19 protein-coding genes are annotated in these 20489 nt (G+C 58.9%); 4 read left to right on the top strand and 15 right to left on the bottom strand.

What is annotated here, in order from left to right:
- Positions 1-20 precede the first annotated feature (20 nt).
- Complete coding sequence (gene creD / locus PG898_RS13670; protein WP_270824371.1) at positions 21-1382, top strand: cell envelope integrity protein CreD; 1362 nt, start codon at positions 21-23, stop codon at positions 1380-1382.
- Between the two features lie 50 nt (positions 1383-1432).
- Here creD and glmU read toward each other — a convergent pair whose 3' ends face one another.
- From glmU to mioC, 15 genes are all read right to left on the bottom strand, one after another.
- Entirely contained in the window at positions 1433-2794 is a 1362-nt protein-coding gene (glmU, locus tag PG898_RS13665) for a bifunctional UDP-N-acetylglucosamine diphosphorylase/glucosamine-1-phosphate N-acetyltransferase GlmU (protein WP_161507795.1), read from the bottom strand.
- Between the two features lie 93 nt (positions 2795-2887).
- Positions 2888-3316, bottom strand: a complete 429-nt coding sequence (locus PG898_RS13660; RefSeq protein ID WP_025328862.1) for a F0F1 ATP synthase subunit epsilon — start codon at positions 3314-3316, stop codon at positions 2888-2890.
- 18 nt (positions 3317-3334) lie between these two features.
- Positions 3335-4723 (bottom strand): F0F1 ATP synthase subunit beta, encoded by a 1389-nt coding sequence (gene atpD / locus PG898_RS13655; RefSeq protein WP_041206630.1) that lies wholly within the window; start codon positions 4721-4723, stop codon positions 3335-3337.
- A 33-nt stretch (positions 4724-4756) separates the two neighbouring features.
- Positions 4757-5623, bottom strand: coding sequence for a F0F1 ATP synthase subunit gamma (gene atpG / locus PG898_RS13650; protein ID WP_041206629.1), 867 nt, complete (start codon positions 5621-5623; stop codon positions 4757-4759).
- Positions 5624-5665: 42 nt separating this feature from the next.
- Entirely contained in the window at positions 5666-7207 is a 1542-nt protein-coding gene (gene atpA, locus PG898_RS13645) for a F0F1 ATP synthase subunit alpha (protein WP_005326253.1), read from the bottom strand.
- 15 nt (positions 7208-7222) lie between these two features.
- Entirely contained in the window at positions 7223-7756 is a 534-nt protein-coding gene (atpH, locus tag PG898_RS13640; protein WP_043132405.1) for a F0F1 ATP synthase subunit delta, read from the bottom strand.
- A 13-nt stretch (positions 7757-7769) separates the two neighbouring features.
- Positions 7770-8240 (bottom strand): F0F1 ATP synthase subunit B, encoded by a 471-nt coding sequence (gene atpF / locus PG898_RS13635; RefSeq protein ID WP_041206628.1) that lies wholly within the window; start codon positions 8238-8240, stop codon positions 7770-7772.
- Between the two features lie 54 nt (positions 8241-8294).
- Positions 8295-8537 (bottom strand): F0F1 ATP synthase subunit C, encoded by a 243-nt coding sequence (atpE, locus tag PG898_RS13630; protein WP_005307205.1) that lies wholly within the window; start codon positions 8535-8537, stop codon positions 8295-8297.
- A gap of 58 nt (positions 8538-8595) precedes the next feature.
- Entirely contained in the window at positions 8596-9378 is a 783-nt protein-coding gene (gene atpB, locus PG898_RS13625) for a F0F1 ATP synthase subunit A (protein ID WP_025328868.1), read from the bottom strand.
- Positions 9379-9386: 8 nt separating this feature from the next.
- Positions 9387-9797, bottom strand: a complete 411-nt coding sequence (locus tag PG898_RS13620; RefSeq protein ID WP_161507796.1) for an ATP synthase subunit I — start codon at positions 9795-9797, stop codon at positions 9387-9389.
- A 190-nt stretch (positions 9798-9987) separates the two neighbouring features.
- Complete coding sequence (locus PG898_RS13615; protein WP_005326273.1) at positions 9988-10896, bottom strand: ParB/RepB/Spo0J family partition protein; 909 nt, start codon at positions 10894-10896, stop codon at positions 9988-9990.
- A complete protein-coding gene (locus PG898_RS13610) occupies positions 10893-11696 on the bottom strand; it encodes a ParA family protein (RefSeq protein ID WP_043132402.1) in 804 nt (267 codons plus the stop codon). The genes PG898_RS13615 and PG898_RS13610 overlap by 4 nt, the downstream gene beginning before the upstream one ends.
- A gap of 26 nt (positions 11697-11722) precedes the next feature.
- Positions 11723-12349 (bottom strand): 16S rRNA (guanine(527)-N(7))-methyltransferase RsmG, encoded by a 627-nt coding sequence (rsmG, locus tag PG898_RS13605; RefSeq protein WP_043132411.1) that lies wholly within the window; start codon positions 12347-12349, stop codon positions 11723-11725.
- A 20-nt stretch (positions 12350-12369) separates the two neighbouring features.
- Positions 12370-14259 carry a tRNA uridine-5-carboxymethylaminomethyl(34) synthesis enzyme MnmG gene (mnmG, locus tag PG898_RS13600; RefSeq protein WP_139437145.1) on the bottom strand — a complete coding sequence of 630 codons (1890 nt, stop codon included), beginning with the start codon at positions 14257-14259 and terminating at the stop codon, positions 12370-12372.
- A 508-nt stretch (positions 14260-14767) separates the two neighbouring features.
- A complete protein-coding gene (gene mioC, locus PG898_RS13595; RefSeq protein ID WP_025328874.1) occupies positions 14768-15217 on the bottom strand; it encodes an FMN-binding protein MioC in 450 nt (149 codons plus the stop codon).
- A gap of 385 nt (positions 15218-15602) precedes the next feature.
- Between mioC and PG898_RS13590 the strand changes: the two genes are divergently transcribed.
- The 3 genes from PG898_RS13590 (at position 15603) to PG898_RS13580 (ending at position 20338) form a co-directional block, all read left to right on the top strand.
- Complete coding sequence (locus tag PG898_RS13590; protein ID WP_226170897.1) at positions 15603-17711, top strand: TonB-dependent siderophore receptor; 2109 nt, start codon at positions 15603-15605, stop codon at positions 17709-17711.
- A gap of 61 nt (positions 17712-17772) precedes the next feature.
- Complete coding sequence (locus PG898_RS13585) at positions 17773-19419, top strand: multidrug ABC transporter permease/ATP-binding protein (RefSeq protein ID WP_226170899.1); 1647 nt, start codon at positions 17773-17775, stop codon at positions 19417-19419.
- 154 nt (positions 19420-19573) lie between these two features.
- A complete protein-coding gene (locus PG898_RS13580; protein ID WP_226170901.1) occupies positions 19574-20338 on the top strand; it encodes an ATP-binding cassette domain-containing protein in 765 nt (254 codons plus the stop codon).
- Positions 20339-20489 lie beyond the last annotated feature (151 nt).

Raw genomic sequence — 20489 nt, 5'->3', positions numbered from 1 at the left:
CACCAACAAGGAGATGCGCCATGGTCAAACAGATAATCACCCACAAGATCGCCCTGCTGCTGTTGCTCTGCCTGCTGCTGATGATCCCGGTTCACGCCATCATGGATCTGAACCGGGAGCGCCAGGCTTACCGCAGCCAGGCCATCCACAGCATCATGGCCAGCAGCAGCGGGCCACAGCGCTTGCTGGGGCCTGTGCTGGTGCAACCCTATACCCGGGCCGTCACCGTCGAGCAGGATGGCAAGCGCTTCGTGCGCGAGGAGCGGGTCTATCGCTACCTGTTGCCGGACAGGCTGGATGTGCGGGCCAGCATGGAGGTCACCCCGCGCAAGCTCGGCATCTATCAGGCCCAGGTCTATCAAGGCCGGCTCTCCCTCTCTGGCCACTTGCCGGCCAGCCTGGCCGACAAGGCACTGGTTGCCGGCAACCCGGACCTGAGCTTCGACGCCGCGGATCCTGCCCTGATCCCTGGCAAGCCCTACCTCAGCCTGGTGCTGTCCGATGCCCGCGGCATCAGCAGCGTGCCCGAGCTGCAACTGGGGGAGCGGCGCATTCAGTTCACCCCCGGCGCCCTGCTGGGAGACGGTCTGGCCGGCATCCATGCTCCGCTCGACAGCCTGCCCGGGGAAGATGGCCGCTTTCACATCGAGCTGAACCTGCAGGGCATGAACGCACTCGAGGTGGTGCCGATCGGCCAGGACAGCAGGTTCAACCTGAGTGGCAACTGGCCTCATCCCAACTTCATCGGCGATTTTCTGCCCGGCAACCGCACCCTGAACGATCATGGGTTCGACGCCAGCTGGCAGACCAGCTGGTTTGCCACCGACATGGAACGGCGCTTCACCCGCATGATGAAGGGAGCCGGGAGCGAGTTGCCGACCTTCAGCGTCAGCCTGGTGCAGCCGGTGGATCACTATCAGCTGAACGAGCGGGCCGCCAAGTACGCCCTGCTGTTCATCGGCCTCACCTTCCTCAGCTTCTTCATGTTCGAGCTGCTCAGGGGGCTGCGGGTGCATCCGATCCAGTACGCCCTGGTGGGCATGGGTCTGGCCATCTTCTATCTGGTGTTGCTGGCGCTGACCGAGCACCTCGGCTTTGGCTGGGCTTATCTGGTCGCCAGCCTCGCCAGCGTGTCGCTCAACGGCTTCTACCTCAGCCATGTGCTGGGGGGGCCGCGTCAGGGCCTCGGCTTCGCGGCCCTGCTCGGGCTGGTCTACGCCATCCTGTTCGGGCTGCTGCAAGCCGAGGAGATAGCCCTGCTGCTCGGCGCCCTGCTGCTGTTCACCATATTGGCACTGATCATGATGCTGACCCGCAAGCTGGACTGGTATGGGGTGATGGGTAACCCGCCCCCTTCCCCAACCCCGAATCAGGAGAGCTGAAAACAAAACCGGCGCCCTGAGGGCGCCGGTTTTATTTCATTGATCGGGCATCACTTCTTCTTGACCGGGCGAGCCCAGTTCTTGATGTGGCGCTGGGGCACCCGGGTAATCACCAGCTCGTGCTCGGCCACATCCTTGGTGATGGTTGAACCCGCCCCCAGAGTCGCACCCTTGCCGATGCGCACCGGCGCCACCAGCTGGGTATCGGAGCCGACGAAGACGTCATCCTCGATGATGGTCTGGAACTTGTTCACCCCATCGTAGTTGCAGGTGATGGTACCGGCGCCGATATTCACCTTGGCGCCGATGTCCGCATCCCCCAGGTAGGTCAGATGACCACACTTGGAGCCAACCCCCAGACGGGATTTCTTCATCTCGACGAAGTTGCCGACGTGGGCATCCTGCTCCAGCACAGCACCCGGGCGCAGACGGGCGAAGGGGCCGACCGAACATTGATCGGCCACCAGGGCACCCTCGATAACGGAGTAGGGTTTCACCTCGCTGTGATCGCCAATCTCGCAATCCTTCAGCACAGCGCCAGCACCTATGCGCACATGGTTGCCGAGCTTGACCTTGCCCTCGATGATGACGTTGACGTCGATCACCACCTCCTCACCGATCTCCAGGGTGCCGCGCAGATCGAAGCGGGCCGGATCGATCAGGGTGACCCCGGCGATCATCAGCTTCTCGGCCTGCATCTGCTGATAGCTGCGCTCGAGGGCCGCCAGCTGGACCCGGTTGTTGGCCCCTTCCACCTCCATGGCGCTGTCCGGGTGGACGGCGGCAATGGGGCAGCCATCCCCATGGGCCATGGCGATCACGTCGGTGAGATAGAACTCCCCCTGGGCGTTCTTGTTGTCCAGACGGGACAGCCAGCCGCTCAGCTGGGCGCCATTGGCCACCAGCACGCCGGTATTCACCTCGCGGATGGCGAGCTGTTCGGCGTTGGCATCCTTCTGCTCGACGATGCCGACCACCTGGCCGTTTTCCCGCACTATGCGGCCGTAGCCGGTGGGGTTGTCCAGCACCACGGTCAGCAGCGCCATGCCGTCGTCGGCCTTGGCGGCCAGCAGCCGTTGCAGGGTCTCGGGTTGGATCAGCGGGGTATCGCCGTAGAGCACCAGCACATCATCCTCATCCTGCCAGAACGGGATCGCCTGGGCGACGGCATGGCCGGTGCCCAGTTGCTGCGCCTGCAGTACCCAGTTGAGATCCGGGGCGGCGATCCGCTCCTTGAGCAGCTCGGCACCGTGGCCATAGACCAGGTGCAGTTGCTCGGCACCTATCTGGCGGGCGGTGTCGATCACATGGGACACCATGGGTTTGTTGGCGACGGGGTGCAGCACCTTGGGCAGAACGGAACGCATGCGAGTACCTTTACCCGCAGCCAGGATCACGACGTTGAGAGACATAGCCAGCCTTTGAAACATGAGGAAATACCCGGCGGAGTCTATCCAACGGGCAAAAAAAAAGCGACCCGAAGGTCGCTTTTTACATCACCGTGATTAGCGGTAATTCTTTTTGACGATATCGATAACCCGCAGCTGGGCCATTGCTTTGGCCAGCTCGGCAGATGCCTGAGCATAGTCGATATCACCATGGGAGCTGCTGATCCGCTCTTCGGCACGACGCTTGGCTTCCTGGGCTTTCGCCTCATCCAGGTCATCGGCACGAATGGCGGTATCGGCCAGCACGGTCACGGCTTCGGGTTGTACTTCCAGCATGCCGCCGGAGATGTACAGCACCTCTTCGCTACCATTTTGCTTGATCAAGCGGACCAGGCCCGGCTTGATGGCAGTCAGCAACGGAGCATGACCGTGGCGGAGACCCAGCTCACCCTCGGAGCCTGTTACCTGGGCAGATTGCACACGACCGGAAAACAGTTTCCCTTCGGCGCTCACTACATCCAGGTGAAATGAGATCATCTCAGCCATGGGCCCTCCTATCGAGGCTTACAGTTTCTTGGCTTTCTCGACGACTTCGTCGATACCGCCAACCATGTAGAACGCCTGCTCGGGCAGATCGTCATACTCGCCTTTCAGGATGCCCTGGAAACCGCGAATGGTCTCTTTCAGCGGCACGTACTTACCTGAAGAACCGGTAAATACTTCGGCCACGAAGAACGGCTGGGACAGGAAACGCTCGATCTTACGGGCACGGGATACGGTCAGTTTGTCTTCTTCTGACAGTTCATCCATACCCAGGATGGCGATGATGTCCTTCAGCTCCTTGTAGCGCTGCAGCACGATCTGCACACCACGAGCGGTCTCGTAGTGATCCTTGCCTACCACCAGCGGATCCAGCTGACGGGAGGTGGAGTCCAGCGGGTCAACGGCCGGGTAGATACCCAGTGCCGCGATCTGACGGGACAGAACGATGGTCGCATCCAGGTGGGCGAAGGTGGTCGCCGGAGACGGGTCGGTCAAGTCATCCGCAGGCACGTAAACGGCCTGGACTGAGGTGATGGAACCGGTCTTGGTGGAGGTGATACGTTCTTGCAGAACACCCATCTCCTCGGCCAGGGTCGGCTGGTAACCTACTGCAGAAGGCATACGGCCCAGCAGTGCGGATACTTCGGTACCGGCCAGGGTGTAACGGTAGATGTTGTCCACGAAGAACAGCACGTCACGACCCTCGTCACGGAACTTCTCTGCCATGGTCAGACCGGTCAGCGCGACGCGCAGACGGTTTCCGGGCGGCTCGTTCATCTGACCGTAAACCAGAGATACTTTGTCCAGTACGTTGGACTCCATCATCTCGTGGTAGAAGTCGTTACCCTCACGGGTACGCTCACCCACACCGGCGAATACAGAGTAACCACTGTGTTCGATCGCGATGTTACGGATCAGCTCCATCATGTTGACGGTCTTGCCTACACCGGCACCACCGAACAGACCGACCTTACCACCCTTGGCGAACGGGCAAACCAGGTCGATAACCTTGATGCCGGTCTCCAGCAGCTCGGCGCTGTTGGACTGATCTTCGTAGCTGGGAGCTTCGCGGTGGATGGACCAACGCTCTTCTTCGCCGATCGGACCCTTCTCGTCGATGGGCTCGCCCAGTACGTTCATGATACGACCCAGGGTCGAGGTACCAACCGGTACCTGGATGGCCTTGCCGCTGTTAACTACTTCCAACCCACGACGCAGACCGTCGGAGGAGCCCATGGTGATGCAACGAACGACGCCGCCGCCGATCTGTTGCTGAACTTCCAGTACCAGACCCTGGCCTTGGCCTTCGCTGATGACTTTCAGTGCATCGTACACCTGGGGCACGGCATTCTGCGGGAACTCGATGTCCACTACAGCGCCGATGATTTGGACGATGAAACCGTTACTCATGTCAAATCCTCTAAACCTTTGATAACCCTTGCCTTACACCGCAGCAGCACCGGATACGATCTCTGTCAGTTCCTGGGTAATACTGGCCTGACGGGCCTTGTTGTACACCAGTTGCAGATCGTTAATCAGGTTGCCGGCGTTGTCAGTCGCGGCTTGCATGGCAACCATTCGGGCTGCCTGTTCACTTGCCAAGTTTTCTACCACACCCTGGTACACCTGGGATTCGACGTAGCGAATCAACAGGGTATCCAGCAGCTGCTTGGGATCAGGCTCATAGAGGTAATCCCAGTGGTGTTTCTTGGCGAGCTTGCTGTCTTCTGTTACGGGCAAAGGCAGCAGTTGATCGACTTTTGGTTGCTGAACCATGGTGTTGACGAACTTGTTGTACACCAGGTACAGCCTGTCAATCTCACCGTTGTCGTAAGCCTTCAGCATGACCTTGACTGAACCAATCAGGTCATTGACGCTCGGGTTATCACCCAGTCCGGAGACGTGGGCTTTCACCTTGGCGCCGTGCCGTTCAAAGAAGTTGGAGGCCTTGCTACCGATCAGTGCCAGGTCAACCTTGGCACCTTTCGCGCTCCATTGCTTCATATCGTTGAGGGCAGCTTTGAACAGGTTGATGTTCAGGCCGCCACACAGGCCACGGTCGGTGGAGACGACGATGTAACCCACTCGCTTGACCTCACGTTCGATGAGGTAGGGGTGCTTGTATTCCAAGTTCCCCTGAGCGATATGGCCGATCACCTTGCGCATGGTTTCAGCGTACGGACGGCTGGCAGACATGCGTTCCTGCGCACGGCGCATCTTGCTGGCTGCCACCATTTCCATAGCGCTGGTGATCTTCTGAGTGTTCTTCACACTCCCGATCTTGTTACGTATCTCTTTTGCGCCGGCCATCTCTTCTCTCCATCAGGTGGCAGCTTGCGCTGCCACACACGCTTACCAGGTCTGGGTTGCCTTGAAGCTATCCAGCAACGCAGTCAGCTTGCCAACGATCGCGTCGTTGTAGTCGGCCTTGGCATTGATTTCAGCCATCAGCTCAGCATGCTGGGTATTGGCGTAAGAGAGCAGAGCGGCTTCGAAGTCGACGATCTTGCTCAGTTCGACATCGGCGAGGTAGCCCTTCTCGGCGGCGAACAGCACCAGAGACTGGTGAGCCACGCTCATCGGAGAGTACTGCTTCTGCTTCATCAGCTCGGTCACTTTCTGACCATGATCCAGCTGCTTGCGAGTCGCATCGTCCAGATCGGAAGAGAACTGGGCGAAGGCCGCCAGTTCACGATACTGGGCCAGCGCGGTACGGATACCACCGGACAGCTTCTTGACGATCTTGGTCTGAGCGGCACCGCCCACACGGGATACGGAGATACCCGGGTCAACCGCCGGACGAATACCGGAGTTGAACAGCTGAGTGGTCAGGAAGATCTGGCCATCGGTGATGGAGATCACGTTGGTCGGAACGAACGCAGACACGTCGCCGGCCTGGGTTTCGATGATCGGCAGCGCGGTCAGAGAACCGGTCTGGCCAGTCACGGCACCCTTGGTGAACTTCTCGACGTACTCGACGTTGACGCGGGAAGCACGCTCCAGCAGACGGGAGTGCAGATAGAAGACATCGCCCGGGTAAGCTTCACGTCCTGGCGGACGGCGCAGCAGCAGGGAGATCTGGCGATAAGCTACGGCCTGCTTGGACAGGTCATCATAGATGATCAGCGCGTCTTCACCGCGGTCACGGAAGTACTCACCCATGGAGCAACCGGCATAAGGAGCCAGGTACTGCAGGGCAGCGGCTTCGGAGGCGGAGGCGACAACCACTATGGTGTTGGCCAGGGCGCCGTGCTCTTCCAGCTTGCGCACCACGTTGGCGATGGTAGAGGCCTTCTGGCCAATCGCAACGTAGACGCACTTAATGCCGGAGTCTTTCTGGTTGATGATGGTGTCGATCGCGATGGCGGTCTTACCAACCTGACGGTCACCGATGATCAGCTCACGCTGGCCACGACCGATAGGGATCATGGCATCGATGGCTTTCAGACCGGTCTGGACTGGCTGGTCAACAGACTTACGCTCGATAACGCCCGGGGCAATGACTTCGATCGGCGAGTAGCCGTCGTTGTCTACCGGACCCTTACCGTCGATCGGCTGACCCAGGGTGTTGACCACCCGGCCCAACAGACCACGACCGACCGGCACTTCCAGAATACGGCCGGTACCTTTTACTTTCATCCCTTCAGCCAGGTTGGCATAGGGACCCATGACAACGGCACCAACGGAGTCACGCTCCAGGTTCAATGCCAGAGCAAAGCGGTTACCCGGCAGCTCGATCATTTCACCCTGCATGGCATCGGCCAGACCGTGGATACGAATGATACCGTCGCTCACAGAGACGATGGTACCTTCGTTACGCGCTTCGCTTTTGACATCAAACTGCGCAATGCGCTGCTTGATCAGCTCGGCGATTTCAGTGGAATTCAGTTGCATGCTCTAATACCCCAATCAAGATTGCAGCGCGTCGGCCATGCGATCCAGCTTACCGCGGACCGTGCCGTCGATAACCAGATCACCGGCCTTGATGAGCACCCCGGCCATCAAGGACGCATCTGTGCTGCAATTCAGCTTCACTTTGCGCGCGAGACGTTGTTCCAGAGAAGCCTGAATAGCGGCCTTCTGCTGGTCGGTCAGTTCGATCGCCGAAATCACGTCAGCCTGAACTTCTTTGTCCAGTTCAGCCTTGAGCGCGACATATTCAGCAACGACAGCCGGCAGCACACCCAAGCGACCATTCTCAGCCATCACCCGGATCAGGTTCTGACCATGCTCGTTGAGCTGCTCACCGCAGACACCGACAAACAGGTTTGCCAGTTCTTCGGCGGCCACGGAGCCGTTTACCAGGTTATGGATGGTCTCGTTCTCGGCCACTTGTGCGGCGAAACCGAGCATCTCCAGCCATTGGTCAACCGCCTTGTGCTCAACGGCAAACTCGAAAGCAGCCTTGGCGTAGGGGCGAGCGATTGTAGTCAGTTCAGACATAGCCCCGTTCCCGTTACAGTTCTGCTACCAGTTTGTCGACGATGTCGCTGTTGGCAGCCTGGTCGATTTGGCGTGCCAGGATCTTCTCTGCACCCGCGATGGCAAGAGCAGCAACCTGCTTGCGCAGTTCTTCTTTGGCACGATGACGTTCAGCTTCGATCTCTGCACGGCCCTGAGCCAGGATTTTTTCCCGCTCTGCTTGAGCTCCGACAGCGGCTTCATCAATGATCTGGGCCTTGCGTTTGTTGGCTTGATCGATGATTTCGGCAGCCTGGTGCTTGGCTTCTTTCAGCTGATCGGTGGCGTTGGCCTTGGCCAAATCCAGATCTTTCTTGGCACGCTCGGCAGAAGAGAGACCATCAGCAATTTCTTTCTGACGGGCTTCGATGGCAGCGATCAACGGCGGCCATACGTACTTCATGCAAAACACTACGAAGAAGAAAAAAGCAATTGCTTGGCCGAGGAGGGTGGCGTTGATATTCACAGCCTATGTCCTCTTAAGTTAGTTAATGGGTTATGCCTGGGGAGTCGTAGAGACTTAGCCAGCAACCGCAAACATCACATACAGACCCAGACCAACGGCGATCATCGGGATCGCATCCACCAGACCCATGACGATGAAGAACTGGGTACGCAGAACAGGGATCAGGTCCGGTTGACGAGCAGCACCTTCCAGGAACTTGCCACCCAGGATACCGATACCGATGGAGGCGCCGATAGCCGCCAGACCCATCATCATTGCAGCAGCGATGTACAGCAGGTCCATGTTCAAGTTTTCCATGAGGATCTCCATTTATTTAGATGTAATTGATTGTATAAAAAGGATTATTTGAGTTGCATCAACCATGGTCTTCTTGCGCCATCGACAGATAGACGATGGTCAGAACCATGAAGATAAACGCCTGCAAAGTGATGATCAGGATGTGGAAAATTGCCCAAGGCACGGACAGGATCCACTGTGACCACCAGGGTAACAAACCCGCAATCAGGATAAAGATCAGTTCGCCAGCATACATGTTGCCGAACAGTCGCAGACCCAATGAAACAGGCTTGGAAATCAACGTGACGGTTTCAAGGATGAAGTTAACCGGGATGGCAGCGGGATGGTTGAAAGGCTGAAGCGTCAGCTCCTTCACAAATCCGCTGATACCCTTGACCTTGATGCTGTAGTACAGGATCAAGAAGAACACGCCCAAAGCCATGGACATGGTGATGTTAACGTCAGCAGAGGGAACCACACGCAGATAGGGAACACCCATCAACTGTGCAGCGTGAGGGATAAAGTCAACGGGGATCAAATCCATGAAGTTCATCAGGAAGATCCAGACAAACACTGTCAGTCCCAGCGGTGCGATGACCGGGTTCCGACCATGGAAGATGTCTTTGACGTTACCATTCACAAACTCGACCAGCATCTCCACAAAGCACTGCAGCTTACCGGGCACACCGCTGGTGGCCTTGACGGCTACGCGGCGGAACGACCAGATAAACAGGGCGCCTAGCAAGACGGAAAATATCATGGAATCGATATTCACCGTCCAGAACCCGGACCCGACTTGCAGGTGGGTCAGGTGGTGGGAGATATATCCCTGAGGAGTCAGGACTTCTCCGGTTGCAGACATGAGTTTTCCTAATAGTGGTTGTTAAGCGTGAATGAAACTATCCACTGTACAACGAGGGCGAGGATATAAGTGGCGAAGAACGAGACGGTGTCGACCTCGATCCCGGAGCCAAACATCAGGGCGAAAAGTCCTGTTGTAGTAATGAGCTTAATCCCTGCCCCACCATAAAAGTCCCGCAAGACCAGGCCCACGCTCTCTTTCGTCACCTTGCGGCGCAGAACCCAGAGTGTGAACAGGGCTTGAGGAACCCAGTACATTCCTCCCCCAAAGAAGGAAGAACGTCCGGCAAACGCCCCGGTCTGATAAAACCAGACGGAACTGATCGCCAGGATCAGGACGAGCTGACAAACGAGCATAGCCAAGGCCAGCGTCAAACCTTCCAAGGCTACTTTCTGTTTCACCAACCTACCCCTGAACATTACAGAACTGTAAAAAATCGGGATCCGAAGACCCCAGGTTCACAGCTCGAAAAGCCGGTCAAATTATACCCGTGAAGACGGCTATTGCAACATGGCAAAAATCCTTAATTTTTGCGGCTTTCCGCGCGAAATTAAGGTTATGTTCATATCGAAAGGAATGGATGTTTTATTACTACAAAAAGCGTAAAAATCACGATTCTGACAGACCAAAATAGCCCAATACCCGGTCCAAATCTGCCAAGTTATCGTAACTTATTACTAACTTGCCGCTATCCTTCTTGCCCGGCTGAAGCTGTACCTGATTGCCAATTTTTTCTGAAATCTGGCGCTCGAGGTAACCAAACTGGGGATCACGGACGGGTTCGACCTTGGTTTTTGCCGGTTCCAGCGTTTTCTGCACCAGTTTCTCGGTATCTCGCACCGTCAGCCCCTTCTGGGCAACCAGCTTGGCCAGTTCGGACTGGGCTGGGCCGCTCAGGGCCAGCAGGGCCCGGGCGTGACCCATGTCGAGATCCCCGTGCTCGACGAAGCGCTTCACGTCCTCGTTGAGTTGATTGAGGCGCAGCAGGTTGGTCACCGTGGTGCGGGACTTGCCCACCGCTTCGGCCACCTGCTGGTGGGTCAGCTCGAACTCGGTCAGCAGTCGCTGCAGGGCCACCGCCTCTTCGATGGCGTTGAGATCCTCGCGCTGGATATTCTCAATCAGCGCGATGGCCACCGCAGCCTCGTCGGGCACGTCCTTGACCAGGCAGGGCACCACCTCGAGCCGGGCCAGCTGGGACGCGCGCCAGCGCCGTTCACCGGCGATGATTTCGAAGCGATTCTCGCCGATGGAGCGTACCACTATTGGCTGAATCACGCCTTGCGCCCGTATCGAGTTGGCCAGGTCTTCCAGCGCATCCTGGGACATGTCCTTGCGTGGCTGATATTTGCCGGACTGCAGCCACTCCAGCGGCAGCTTGCGCAGCTCGCCCTGGTTGGTGGGCGCCATGGCCTGCTCGGTACGCTGGTCGCTCATCACCTGTTTCTGGCGGGCGGCCGTGCTGGTGCTGAGCAGGGCGTCCAACCCCTTGCCCAGCCCACGTTTCTTCGGCGTCATATGCTCTCTCGGTCTGCGGTGATCGGCTGAGACTCCTGCTCCTGACGACGCAGGATCTCGCCAGCCAAGGCCAGATAGGCCTTGGCCCCCACCGATGATTTGTCATAGTGCATGGCCGGGGCACCGAAGCTCGGCGCCTCCGCCAGTCTAACGTTGCGGGGGATGATGGTGCGATAGACCTTGTCCCCGAAATGCTGTTTCAGCTGATCGGACACATCATTGGCCAGCCGGTTGCGATGATCGAACATGGTGCGCAGCACCCCCTCGATCTTCAGCTCCGGGTTGACGACGGCCGCCAGCTTGCTGATGGTGTCTACCAGGGCGGTGAGCCCCTCCAGCGCGTAATACTCACACTGCATGGGCACCAGCACGGAATCGGCAGCGGCCATGGCGTTGACGGTCAGCATGTTGAGAGAAGGCGGGCAGTCGATGAAGACGTAGTCGTATTTGTCCCGTACCGAGGCAAGGGCGTTGCGCAGGCGGATCTCGCGGGCGAAGAATTCCATCAGCCGAATTTCGGCCGCGGTCACGTCGGCGTTGGCGGCGATGAGGTGATAGCCACCCGAGGTTTCGGGGATGATCACCTCGTTGATGGGTGCATCGTCGATTAGCAGTTCATAGGCGGTGCGTTCAACTTCGTACTTGTCGACGCCGCTGCCCATGGTGGCATTGCCCTGCGGATCCAGATCGATCACCAGCACCTTGCGCCGGGTAGCGGCCAGGGAGGCGGCCAGATTCACACAGGTGGTGGTTTTACCCACTCCACCCTTCTGGTTGGCTATGGCAATGACTTTTCCCACACTGTCCCCTAAATGAAACTGCGACCCTATTCGGGCTGGATATGTTTGAATTCCAGCAGATGACGCTCACCTTCCAGCTCCGGCACCACCAATTGATGGGCGGCAACCAGGCGAATGCTGGCAGGCAACTGTGCCAGTTCCTGCTCGGGGTATTGTCCCTTGAGCGCAAGGAAGCTCCCTTCGGGTGACGGCAGATGGTGACACCAGCTCAGCATGTCCTCCAGCGAGGCGAAGGCCCGGCTGAGTACACCATCGAAGCCCACTTCGGGTTGATACTCTTCCACCCGGGATTTGACGGGTGTCACGTTGGTCAACCCCAGCTCCTGGATCACCTGGCGGATGAAGTTGATCCGCTTGCCCAGGCTGTCCAGCAACACGAACTGCTTGTCCGGATTGATGATCGCCAATGGCAGGCCGGGCAGGCCGGGGCCTGTGCCCACATCGATGAAACGCTCACCGTGCAGGTGAGGGCTCACCACCAGGCTGTCGAGGATGTGCTTGACCAGCATGGCGTCCGGATCTCGCACCGAGGTGAGATTGTAAGCCTTGTTCCACTTGTGCAGCAACTCAACCAACTGCACCAACTGGGTCTTTTGGATATCGGTGATAACAATACCGGCCTGCATGAGCAGGCCGTTCAATCTTTCCAGCATGTTTTCCAACGGGGAATTCCTCAGGCGGTTTTACGCAGCAGGCCGTGTTTCTTCAGGTGAACCAGCAGGATGGAGATGGCCGCCGGGGTGATGCCGGAGATGCGGGAGGCCTGACCTATGGTCTGCGGCTTGGCATCGTTCAGCTTGGCGATCACCTCGTTGGAGAGACCGTTCACGTCGCGGTAGTTCATGTCCAGCGGCAACAGGGTATTCTCGTTGCGCAGTTGCTTCTCCACCTCGTCGTGCTGGCGCTCGATGTAGCCGGCGTACTTGATCTGGATCTCCACCTGATCCGCCGCGGCCGCGTCTTCCAGCGCCGGGCCGACCCCTTCAATGGCCATCAGGGCATCGTAGGTCACCTCGGGGCGACGCAGCAGCTCTTCCAGACTCTGCTCCCGGGTCAGGGGCGTGTTCACCAGAGCGTTGACTGCCTCCAGCGACGGGTGCTGCGGGTGGATCCAGGTTGAACGCATGCGCTGACGCTCCTGCTCCACCTGCTCCATCTTGGTGTTGAACAGGCTCCAGCGATGGTCATCCACCAGGCCGAGCTCGCGACCTATGGCTGTCAGGCGCAGATCGGCGTTGTCTTCTCGCAGCAGCAGACGGTATTCGGCGCGGCTGGTGAACATGCGGTAGGGCTCGCGAGTACCCAGGGTGGAGAGATCGTCCATCATCACACCCATGTAGGCCTGATCCCGGCGGGGATGCCAGGCGTCCTTGCCCTGGGCTCGCAGACCGGCGTTCAGACCGGCCATCAGCCCCTGGGCGGCCGCCTCTTCATAGCCTGTAGTGCCGTTGATCTGGCCGGCGAAGAAGAGGTTTGGAATGCATTTGCTCTCCATGTTGGCCTTGAGATCTCGCGGATCGAAGAAGTCGTATTCGATGGCGTAGCCGGGGCGGGTGATGTGGGCATTCTCGAAGCCACGGATCGAACGGACGATCTGCACCTGTACGTCGAACGGCAGGCTGGTGGAGATCCCGTTCGGGTAGAGTTCGTGGGTGGTCAGGCCTTCCGGCTCGACGAAGATCTGGTGCGCCGTCTTGTCGGCGAAGCGGGTGATCTTGTCCTCGATCGACGGGCAGTAACGGGGGCCTATCCCCTCGATCACCCCGGCATACATGGGGCTGCGATCCAGGTTGTTGCGGATCACCTCGTGGGTCTTCTCGTTGGTGTGGGTAACGTAGCAGGGCACCTGACGCGGGTGCTGACTGGCGTTGCCGATGAACGAGAAGACGGGACGAGGATCGTCACCGTGCTGCTGCTGCATCACGGAGAGATCGACGGTACGGGCATCGATGCGTGGCGGTGTGCCAGTCTTGAGCCGATCGATGCGCAGCGGCAGCTCACGCAGACGCTGCGCCAGGGCGATCGAGGGAGGATCCCCGGCGCGGCCGCCCTTGTAGTTTTCCATCCCGATGTGGATCAGACCGTTCAGGAAGGTGCCGACTGTCAGCACCACCGTCTTGCCACTGATGCGGATCCCGCTCTGGGTGACCACGCCGGCGACGCGATCACCGTCCATGACGAGATCGTCACAGGCTTGCTGGAAGATCTTCAGATTCGGGTAATTCTCCAGGGTCTGGCGCACCACGGCCTTGTAGAGCAGGCGATCCGCCTGGGCACGGGTGGCTCGCACCGCGGGCCCTTTGGAGGAGTTGAGGGTACGGAACTGGATCCCGCCAAGATCGATGGCCTGCGCCATGATCCCGCCCAGGGCATCCACTTCCTTGACCAGGTGTCCCTTGCCGATCCCGCCGATCGCCGGATTACAGGACATGTGTCCCAGCGTATCGATGTTGTGGGTCAGCAACAGGGTATTCAGACCCATACGGGCGGCCGCTGTTGCTGCTTCGGTTCCTGCATGACCGCCACCGACGACGATCACATCAAATTGTTCATGGTATTGCATTGGGGATCACCTTGATCTGCACGCCTGAAGATCTTTATTTGCCTGGGCTGAAGGGCGGATCATTCTATCCGTTTCGCCTCTTGAGGGGAACGTCTACTTCAGGATCAGTATGGATGCAGGATCCGTTAGTAGATCTTAAGGATCTTTAGATCGATCTTTTACTGGATCTTTTATTAGGATCCACGATTTCTGTTGATAAGCCCTTTTTGATCATAAAGATCATCCGTTTAAAGACGATCCCAGCTTGTGGAAAAGCTTGGATCCCAGGGCCGTGAACGGGGGGATAACCAGTGGTTTTATACACAGACCAGAACTGGATAAGATCTCATACATGGATAACTATAGGTTTTACAGAGCTTAACACTATAGTTATGCACATTACCCCTGGGCGTTGTGGGTAACCGTGTAGAACAACTCTCCCGGATCTATCTGTTAATAACCTGGTGGATAGGAATTTGTGGACAAGCGGGGAGATCGAGGTTTTTTTACCGGATCTCCCGGGTCCTGATCAGGCGATCATCTGCATCCAGTCATGGATCCAGGCTTCGGCGGCATCTTCCGGGATCTCATGCTGAGTCACGTCTATCTCCAGACGATCCCCGATCCGGCTGGCGCCACACTCAGCCAGCAGCCGATCCAGCGTCTTGCCACCCTGGCAGAAGGTGTCATAACTGCGGTCACCAAGCCCGATCACCCCATATTTCAAGGCGTTGAGATCAGGATGCTGGTCGGCAAGATCCTTGGCGAAGGGCTGAAGATTGTCGGGCACGTCGCCGGCACCGTGGGTGGAAGTGATCACCAGCAGGATGGCATCCGGCTCCGCCAGCACCTCGGCCAGGCTGGCCGGGTTGTGGATCCGGGTCTGGTGGCCCGCCTGTTCCAGCAGGCTGGCGACATGATCTGCGACATATTCGGCGGCGCCCAGCATGGAGCCGACGACAAGATTGAGTTTGGCCATGGAATGGATCCTGATGTCATCGAAAGAAATGGAGAGCCGGGATTCTACCGCCAAAGGATGTGGATAAATATGGATAAAGCTTGGGGATAAGGATCCTTCACGATTTTTATGGCAGAGGCCGCCCTCGCCATCTTTTTTCATCTTCCTCTGTGTTCCCTTCTTTTGATCACCCTCCTGAATGAGTCTTTCTACCGGAAAAGTCGTCCGTTGATACAGCAGGTAACAATAGAGATGCAAATGATTAGCAATTATTGAATCGATTCGATCATGGCTCTTGTAGTAGCATTGTGCCGCTTTATTCGCCTAAGGAGTCGGGCAGACCGGCCGCATTGGGCACCCATAATAAGAAACCAAAATATAACTCATTGATATTTGAGACACTTATATGATTGCGCAAAAAAATACCCAGAATGCAGTGATGCGAAAGAGGGGGGCCCAGCTGTTGCCGCTCTCCTGCCTGCTGGCGAGCCTGCCTGTGCTGGCTGCTGAACAAGCGGATAAAGAGCTGCCCAAGGCGGCTGAAACCATGGTGGTCACCGGCACCGCCATGAAGGTCGAGGTGCCCATGGCCGAGACCCCTCGTGCCGTCTCCGTGGTCAACCGCGAGGAGCTGGATCAGCACGCCGTGCAGCAGCTCGACGAGTCCGTGCGCTACCGCTCCGGCGTGCTCACCGGTTTCTATGGCTCCGACAACAACACCGACTGGTTCAAGGTGCGTGGCTTCGATGCCGCCCAGTACCTTGATGGCAACCGCCTGTTCGGCACCGGTTACTATGTCTGGACCCCGGAGCCATTTGGTCTGGAAAGCGTGGAGCTGCTCAAGGGCCCGGCCTCCATCCTCTACGGCGAGGCACCTCCCGGCGGCGTGATCAACTCCATCAGCAAGCGCCCCACCGCGACCCCGCAAGGCCTGGTCAATCTGCAACTGGGGAACCGGGATCTGCGTCAGGTCGGGGTCGATTTCTCCGACGATCTGACCGACGACAGCCGCTATCGCATGGTTGCACTCTATAAAGAGCGCGACGGCGTGCTGGATGGCACCTACAACGAGCGCGCCTACCTGGCGCCGAGCGTGACCCTGGACATCTCGGATCGCACCAGTCTCACCCTGCTGGCCAGCTTCCTCCATGACGAAGGAGTGCCCACCAACGGCTTCTTCCCCGTCTATGGCACCCTCAATACCGAGGGCGGCCAGATCGATCCCGCCACCAACCTGAGTCAGCCGGATTATGATCGCAACCGCAACACCCAGATATCTACCGGTTACGAGCTGGCCCACCAGTTCAACCAGACCTGGGAGTTCAAGCAGAACGTCCGCTTCAACTACAACGATCTGCTGCTGCGCCAGACCTATATCTTCCCGACCTATGAAGGCACCACCGCCTACCGCGGCCTGGTCTACCGTGACGGCGACACCAAGAGTGCCACCATGGACAACCAGCTGGTGGGTTACTGGAACACGGACAGCACCGAGCAGACCCTGTTGATGGGGATAGATCTGCAGCGCCACGTGAACGAAGGGGTCGAGGCCGACAACTACGGCATGGGGTCCATCGACACCATGAACCCGGATTACAGCGGCTTCCCCGGCTTCGACGAGTCCACCGCCACCTATCAGAAGAACACCAAGGGTCAGAGCGGCCTCTACGCCCAGCATCAGATCCGCTGGGACGATCGCTGGTTGCTGACCGCAGGCGGCCGCTTCGACTATGTGGAGACCCACAACATCAGCGAAGCCACCAGCAAGAACGAGAAGCAGTATGACGACAACCTCTCGCTCTCCGGCAGCCTGATGTACCTGGCCGACAACGGCCTCTCCCCGTACTTCGCCTATGCGGAGTCGTTCGAAGTGCTGCCTGGCATAGACCCGAACACCAAGAACTCCTACAAACCGCTGGAAGGCAAGCTGTATGAGACCGGCATCAAGTACGCCCCCAGCTTCCTCGATGGCTACATCAACCTGGCGCTGTTCGATCTGGAACAGACCAACTCGCTCGTCTCTACAGGATCCGGCCAGCAGACCCAGGCTGGTGAAGTGACCTCCCAGGGGATCGAACTGGAAGGGAGCGTGCAGGCCACAGAGGCGCTGCGTCTGACCGCTGCTTATACCTACACCGATGCCAAGACCAACGACACCGGCAACGGTGATCGCCAGGCCAGCCTGATCCCGCGTCACCAGGCCTCCTTCTGGGGCAACTACAAGGTGCAGCAGGGTCCTGTCTCCGGGCTGGAAGTGGGCACCGGGGTGCGTTACATCGGCTCCAGCATCGGCATAGGTGCCGTGAATGCGGACTACACCCCCATCTACGGTTCGGCCCAGGTGCCGGCCCAGACGGTGTGGGATGCGATGATCGGGTATGACTTTGCCAAGAACTGGCGTGCCCAGGTCAACGTCAACAACCTGCTGAACGACACCTATGTAGCGAGCTGTGACTACTACTGCTACTACGGTGAGCCGCGCAGCATAGTCGGCTCAGTCAACTACCGCTGGTAAAATACAGGCCGGGCGGGAGCCTCAAGCTCCCGCCCTCCTTCTTTTTGTACACAGGCCTGTCATGGAACTCTTGTCACTGGTTTACCGCCAATACCGTTGGCCCTTCATCGCCATTACCCTGCTCAGCCTGCTCAGTGCTGTCAGCGGGATAGGTGTCATCGCCTTTATCAACCAATACCTTATCGAGTCAGTTGGCGATCCGTTGCCGATCCTGGGTCAGCTTGTCGGTCTTATCTTTTTGCTGCTGGTGATCACGCTCGGCTCTCAGCTGGCCCTGACCACCCTCGGTCATCATTTCGTCTACCGGTTGCGCGGCCGCCTGCTCAAGCAACTGCTGGACACCGACGTCGCCCGCATTCGTCAGATAGGGCAGGGGCCGCTGCTGGCCTCCCTCTCCAGCGATATAGGCCAGATCACCATCGCCTTCGTGCGCCTGCCGGAGCTGGTGCAGGGGCTGGTGCTCACTCTGGGTTCCATCATCTACCTCGGCTTGCTCTCTCCCGCCCTGCTCGGTGTTACCGCCCTCTGGGTCACCGTGACCATGGTGGTGGGCTGGCTGCTGGTGAACCGGGTCTATCGCCACCTGGCCCGGATGCGTCAGGCCGAAGACAGGCTCTACCAGAACTACCAGTCCATCATCGCGGGCAGCAAGGAGCTGGCGCTCAATCGCGAGCGTGCCCACTTCGTCTATCACCAGCTCTATGAGCAGAACGCCCGGGATTACCGCCGGGAGATCATCCGCGCCGATACCTATCACCTGAGCGCGGTGAACTGGTCGAACATCATGATGCTGGGGGCCATAGGCCTGGTCTTCTTCCTGGCCAATGGCCTCGGCTGGGCCAACACCAATGTGGCGGCCACCTTCGCCCTGACCCTGCTGTTCCTGCGTACCCCGCTGCTGCAGGGCATTGGCGCCCTGCCGACCCTGATCTCGGCCCAGGTGGCGTTCGACAAGATAGCGACCCTGAATCTGGCCGAGCCGGAGCCCGCGTTCCCGCTGCCGCCGGCCCCCAGTGCCTGGCAACGCATCGAGCTGGAGGAGGTGAGCTTTCACTATCAGGGGGAGGGCGGTTTCGCCGTGGGGCCCATCAATCTGACCATTGAGCGTGGGGAGCAGATCTTCATCATTGGCGGCAACGGCTCCGGCAAGTCGACCCTGGCCATGCTGCTGACCGGGCTCTATCAGCCGGTCTCTGGCCGGATCCTGCTGGATGGTGAACCCATTGCCGATCGCAACGCCTACCTGGCGCTCTTCTCCGCCATCTTCACCGACTATCACCTGTTCCAGCACCTGCTGGGGCCCGAGCCGAAAGAGGCCCTGGTGGCCGAGTGGCTGGAGCGGCTGCAGATGGGCAGCAAGCTTGCCATCGAGGAGGGCTTCATTGCCAACATCGATCTCTCCCAGGGGCAGCGCAAGCGAGTCGCCCTGCTGCTGGCACTGGCGGAGCAGCGCGAGGTGATGCTGTTTGACGAGTGGGCGGCGGATCAGGATCCCCAGTTCCGCCGCATCTTCTATCAGGTGCTGTTGCCACGCCTCAAGGAGATGGGAAAGACGGTGATCGCCATCAGCCATGACGATCTCTATTTCTCCCTGGCGGACCGCCTGCTGGAGATGCGTCAGGGCCAGCTCACCGAGCTGACCGGCGAGCGGCGCGAGCAGGTGAGCCGGGATGCGGTCGCCCATCTGGATAGCGAGGTGCCGGTCTGATACCGGCCGCAAGGGGGAGGCGAGCGCCAACCCCTTTCAGCACAGGAATGAATCATGTTTGAGAGGAAATCTGCCGGTTTTATGGTGAACGCTCGCCGAGCCATGGCGCTCACCGACCCGAGCGTCGAGCACAGAGCCGGCACAGGAGCAGATCATGTTTGAGATGAAAGCCGCCAGCTTCGCGGTCAACGACCGCACCCTGCTGCAACCCACCAGCCTGCGTTTCGAGCAGGGCCGGGTCTATGGCCTTATCGGCCACAACGGCTCGGGCAAATCCACCCTGCTCAAGCTGCTGGCACGCCAGCAACCCCTGAGTGATGGGGAGATACTGTTCGATGACAAGCCGCTGCAGGCGTGGGGCAACCGGGACTTCGCCCGTCAGGTGGCCTATCTGCCCCAGCACCTGCCGAGCGCCGAGAACCTGCTTGGCCGCGAGCTGGTGGAGATGGGGCGCTATCCCTGGCGCGGCCTGCTGGGCCGCATGGGGGCGGAAGATCACCGCCAGGTCGACAAGGCCATCGCGCTGACCCATACCGAGGGGTTTGCCGACCGGCTGGTGGATACCCTCTCCGGCGGCGAGCGGGGGCGGGTCTGGCTGGCCATGCTGCTGGCCCAGGAGAGCCGCTTCATCCTGCTGGACGAGCCGCTGGCCGCCCTGGACGTGGCTCATCAGGTGGAGGTGCTCACCCTCGTCAGGCAGCTCAGTCGCCAGCTCAACCTCGGGGTCGTCATCGTCATTCACGACATCAACATGGCGTCCCGCTTCTGCGATCGGCTGGTGGCACTGCACGGCGGTCGTCTGCTGACCCACGGTGAGCCCGAACAGATCATGACTGGCGAGACCCTGCACGCCATCTATGGCATCCCGATGGAGGTCATTCGCCATCCGGCCCATGACCATGCCATCGCCATCGTTTAGACAAGGTTTGTTATCCCGATGCGTTTATTTGTACCCATATCACTGCAGACTGGCGAGACCCTGCACTCCATGCACCATGGCATCCCGATGGAGGTCATTCGCCATCCGGCCCATGACCATGCCATCGCCATCGTCTAGCCGGGGTCCTCTC

This window comes from Aeromonas sp. QDB31 (genome assembly GCF_027707605.1).
Lineage (GTDB): Bacteria > Pseudomonadota > Gammaproteobacteria > Enterobacterales > Aeromonadaceae > Aeromonas > Aeromonas media.
The sequence above is the reverse complement of the archived record's forward strand: the minus strand, read 5'-3'. Positions and strand labels throughout refer to the sequence as shown.